This is a genomic window from Erythrobacter sp., from assembly GCF_038133525.1.
Taxonomy (GTDB): Bacteria; Pseudomonadota; Alphaproteobacteria; order Sphingomonadales; family Sphingomonadaceae; genus Qipengyuania.
In genome coordinates this window covers 82814-86918 of sequence record NZ_JAYPTL010000004.1, presented here as the reverse complement: position 1 = coordinate 86918, position 4105 = coordinate 82814, and the positions used below count along the sequence as shown (strand labels likewise).

The window sequence follows — 4105 nt, the reverse complement described above, 5'->3', positions numbered from 1 at the left end:
ACCAGCAGGTCACCTTCTTCACCGGGGACCACGATGCCACCGGCGGTGCCGGGCGTGAACAGGGGCGCTTCCGAGACGAAATGATCGAGCAGGATCGCTAGCACTTGCGGCTTGAAATCCGTCCAGCTGGCGCCCGGGGCAATGGTTACGCTGATGAAATTGCTGCCGAAAAAGACGTTGGTGACTTCGCCGGTGTCAAAGATAGCCTGGGCCAGCGGGCTCGCTTCGGCCGCTTCGGGACTGGCGAATTCGCGTGTTCCCGCACTCATGACCTCGCGGCCGGGCAGGAATTTGAGGCTCGCCGGATTGGGCGTTGTTTCGGTCTCGATGAACATGGTGGCGATGTAGGGAGGGGTTGGACGAGGGACAAGCAAAGATGCGCTTGTCCAATGTTCACTGTCCCTTCAGTTCAAGGCGCCCTATATCCCCCGCATGACTATTCTCCCGCGCGCCGTCCGGCGTCTCGCGCTCATCCTTCCGATTGCACTGCTGACCGCGCAGCTTACCCATGCACAGGATCCAGCGCCCCCGACACCACAATTCACCACGCCCGAAGGCGGGACACCCTGGATCTACGAGGGTAGCGACGTTCCGCGCGATGAAGAATGGGTCTTCGGCAAGTTGCCCAACGGCGTGCGCTATGCCGTGCGCAAGAACGGCGTCCCGCCCGGCCAGGTTTCCATCCGCGTCAGGATCGACGCGGGTTCGCTGTATGAGGAAGAGAACGAGCTCGGCTACGCGCATTTGCTCGAACACCTGCTCTTCCGCGAAAGCCAGTACCTCGGCCAGGCTGCTGCAATCCCGACCTGGCAGCGGCTGGGTGCGACCTTTGGCAGCGATACCAATGCCGAAACCAGCCCCACCCATACCGCCTACAAGCTCGATCTTCCCAACGTCGACCCGGCAAAGCTGGCGGAAAGCATGAAGCTGCTTTCGGGCATGGTGCGCGCGCCGGTGCTGTCCGATGCGAATGTGCGGGCTGAAGTGCCGATCGTCCTTGCGGAAAAGCGTGAGCGCGGCGGCCCCCAGCAGCGCGCGGCCGACAGGTCGCGAGAGACCCTGTTCTCGGGCCAGCGCTTGGCTACGCGTATTCCCATCGGCACCGAGGCGACGCTCAATGCGGCCACCGGCAAGTCGGTCAGCGCCTTCTACCAGCGCTGGTACCGGCCCGAAAACACCGTGATCGTCGTGGTCGGCGACATCGACCCCGCACAACTTGCGGCGGAGGTGGAACGCTGGTTCGGTGACTGGAAGGGCAGGGGTACGGCGAGCCCGGCGCCGGACTTCGGTGACCCTGCGGCTCCGGCCGGCGCCGATCCGGTAAACCCGGTGGGCGAAGTCGCGGCTATCGTCGAACCCGGCCTGCCGCGCAGCTTCAGCTATGCCATCATGCGCCCTTGGCGCCCGGTGCAGGATACCATCGCCTATAACGAGGGTCTCCTTCGTGACAGCCTGGCACAGGCGCTGATCAACCGCCGTCTCGAGGCGCGGGCGCGAGCAGGGGGCAGTTACCTCTATGCGCAGGTCCAACAGGATGATGTCAGCCGCTCGACCGACGCCACCTTCGTCGCATTCGCTCCGCTGAGCGGCGACTGGAAGGGTGCGCTTGCCGACGTCAGGGCGGTCATCGCCGACGCAATGGCAAACCCGCCATCGACCGAGGAAATCGATCGTGAACTGGCCGAATTCGAGGCGGCCTTCGCCAGTTCGGTGGAACAGCGCAGGGTAATGGCAGGCGCACGGCTCGCCGACGACATCGTCAATGCGGTCGATATCCGCGAAGCGGTTGCGGCGCCTGAAACTGTGCTGACGGTGTTTAACTCGATGAAGCAGACGGTGACCCCTGAACTGCTGCTGGAGCACACCCGCAAGCTCTTTGCCGGATCGGTCATTCGCGCCGCCTATGTGACGCCCGAAGCGGATGAGGCGAGCGATGCGGACCTGCGCGCCGCACTTTCGGCGCCGGTGGAGGCCGCCGCGGACGCGCGAATTGCCGCACAGGCAATCTCCTTTGCCGATCTCCCGCCGGTGGGCGAGCCCGGCACCATTGCCCGGCAAGGCGCGCTGGGCGTGCTCGATATCGAGCGGGTCGATTTTGCCAATGGTGTTCGCGCGATCCTTTGGGCCAACGACGCCGAACCCGGCCGGGTTTCGGTAAAGGTACGCTTCGGCATGGGTTGGCGCGCCATAGGGCCAAATGATGCGGCCTATGCGGCGCTTGGGCAGTTGGCCCTGGTCGGATCGGGCGTGGGCGAGCTTGGCCAGGAAGAACTCGACCGCATTTCGACCGGGAGGCGGATGGGTTTTGATTTTGATATTACCGACGGCAATTTTACATTCTTTGCGCAAACGCGGCGTCAGGATCTTGCGGACCAGCTCTACCTGTTCGCGGCGAAGCTCCAGGTGCCGCGCTGGGACGTTGCGCCGGTGCAGCGCGCGCTGGCGGCGGCCAAGCTATCCTACAGTGCCTATGGCGCGAACCCGGCAGGGATCATCAACCGCGACCTCGAATACCTGCTGCGCGACAGCGATCCGCGTTTCCGCACGCCCGACCCGGCGGCGCTCGATGCGGCGACGCCCGAAGGCTTCCGCAAGGTGTGGGAACCGCTGCTGCGGCAGGGGCCGGTCGAAGTGCTGGTTTTCGGCGACTTCGACCGCGAGGAGGGTATCGCGGCGTTGAGCAGGACCTTCGGCGCCATCGCCCCGCGCGAACCGGCATCGGAATCTGTGGCGAATGCGAGCTTCGGCTTCCCCGAGCCGGGCGAAACTGTGGTCGAATATCACAAGGGTGATGCCAACCAGGCCGCGGCGGTGATCGCCTGGCCCAGCGGCGCGGGCGTCGACGGCCTGCCTGAATCGCGCCAGCTCGAAATCCTTACGCAAGTGTTCAACAACCGGTTGTTTGATGCGATGCGCGAACGGGCTGGTTCGAGCTATGCCCCCGTGGTGAACAGTTCCTGGCCCACCGATGTGAACAGCGGCGGCCGGATCAGCGCCTTTGCCCAGCTTCGCCCGCAAGACGTCCCCGCATTCTTCGAAGCGGCCGACACGATCGCGCGCGATCTCGCCACCACGCCCCCGGGCGAGGACGAGCTCAAGCGGGTCACCGAACCGCTGCTGCAATACATCAACCGGGTTTCGACCGGGAACCTCTTCTGGTTGTACCAGCTCGAAGGATCGACGCAGGATGCCAAGCGCATCGCCCTGCTCCGTTCGCTGCTAAACGACCTGACCGAGACCACGCCCGAACGGATGCAATTGCTGGCGCAGAAGTATTTCGGCGGGAAGGCGGGATGGCGACTGGCGGTTATCCCGGAAGGCCAGCAATTGGCGACCAGGCGGGTCGCCACGCCGTCCGAAGCCGGTCGCTGAACCGGTCACTGCAATCGGCTTTTTGCGCTAGCCAAGCAAAAGCTGCTTGCTCCACAATGCCCGCTCGTCTGCGGTAGGCGGGCATTCTGGTGCCATGGTGGCACCGCAACTGGAATTGGTAATGGCGACGAATTGGGCACCGGATAGCTGGCAGGGTTTCGAGGCAAGGCACTTGCCCGAATATCCGGACGCGGTGGCGCTCGACGCAGCCACCTCGACCCTTGCGACGCACCCGCCGCTGGTCTTTGCGGGCGAAGCGCGCGCGCTGAAGGCGGATCTCGCCGAAGTGGCCGAGGGCAAGGCCTTCCTGTTGCAGGGCGGCGACTGTGCCGAAAGCTTCGCCGAATTCCATCCCAACAACATTCGCGACACCTTCCGTGTGCTGTTGCAGATGGCGGTTGTGATGACCTTCGCCAGCAAGAAGCCGGTGGTGAAGGTCGGGCGCATGGCCGGGCAGTTCGCCAAGCCGCGCAGTTCGCCAACCGAAACGCAGGGTGACGTCACGCTGCCAAGCTACCTTGGCGACAATATCAACGGCATCGAATTCGATCCCGAACAGCGTATCCCCGATCCGGCGCGCATGGTTCGTGCCTATTCGCAGGCGGCGGCGACGCTCAACCTGCTGCGCGCCTTCGCCAATGGCGGCTATGCCAATCTGCGCCAGGTCCACCAGTGGACGCTCGATTTCGTGGGTCGCAGCCCCTGGGCGGACAAGTTCAGCGATGTTGCCGAT

General features: G+C 64.3%; 2 protein-coding genes and 1 pseudogene. 2 read left to right on the top strand and 1 reads right to left on the bottom strand.

From position 1 onward, the window contains the following. Nucleotides 1-335 (bottom strand): annotated as a pseudogene (locus AAFM29_RS02070) (NifU N-terminal domain-containing protein); the annotation flags it as partial. Between the two features lie 97 nt (nt 336-432). On the opposite strand from AAFM29_RS02070, the gene AAFM29_RS02065 reads away from it, so the two are divergent. Together AAFM29_RS02065 and AAFM29_RS02060 are read left to right on the top strand one after the other, a co-directional pair. Continuing rightward, the gene (locus tag AAFM29_RS02065) at nt 433-3372 is read left to right on the top strand and encodes an insulinase family protein (RefSeq protein WP_341711164.1); all 2940 of its coding nucleotides are present in this window, start codon (nt 433-435) and stop codon (nt 3370-3372) included. 121 nt (nt 3373-3493) lie between these two features. After that, nucleotides 3494-4105, top strand: a 612-nt coding sequence (locus AAFM29_RS02060) for a 3-deoxy-7-phosphoheptulonate synthase (RefSeq protein ID WP_341711163.1), incomplete at its 3' end; no start/stop codon positions are given.

Bases quoted from the DNA above. Each gene is read 5' to 3' on its own strand.
- AAFM29_RS02065 (WP_341711164.1), top strand. From the start codon at position 433: ATGACTATTCTCCCGCGCGCCGTCCGGCGTCTCGCGCTCATCCTTCCG.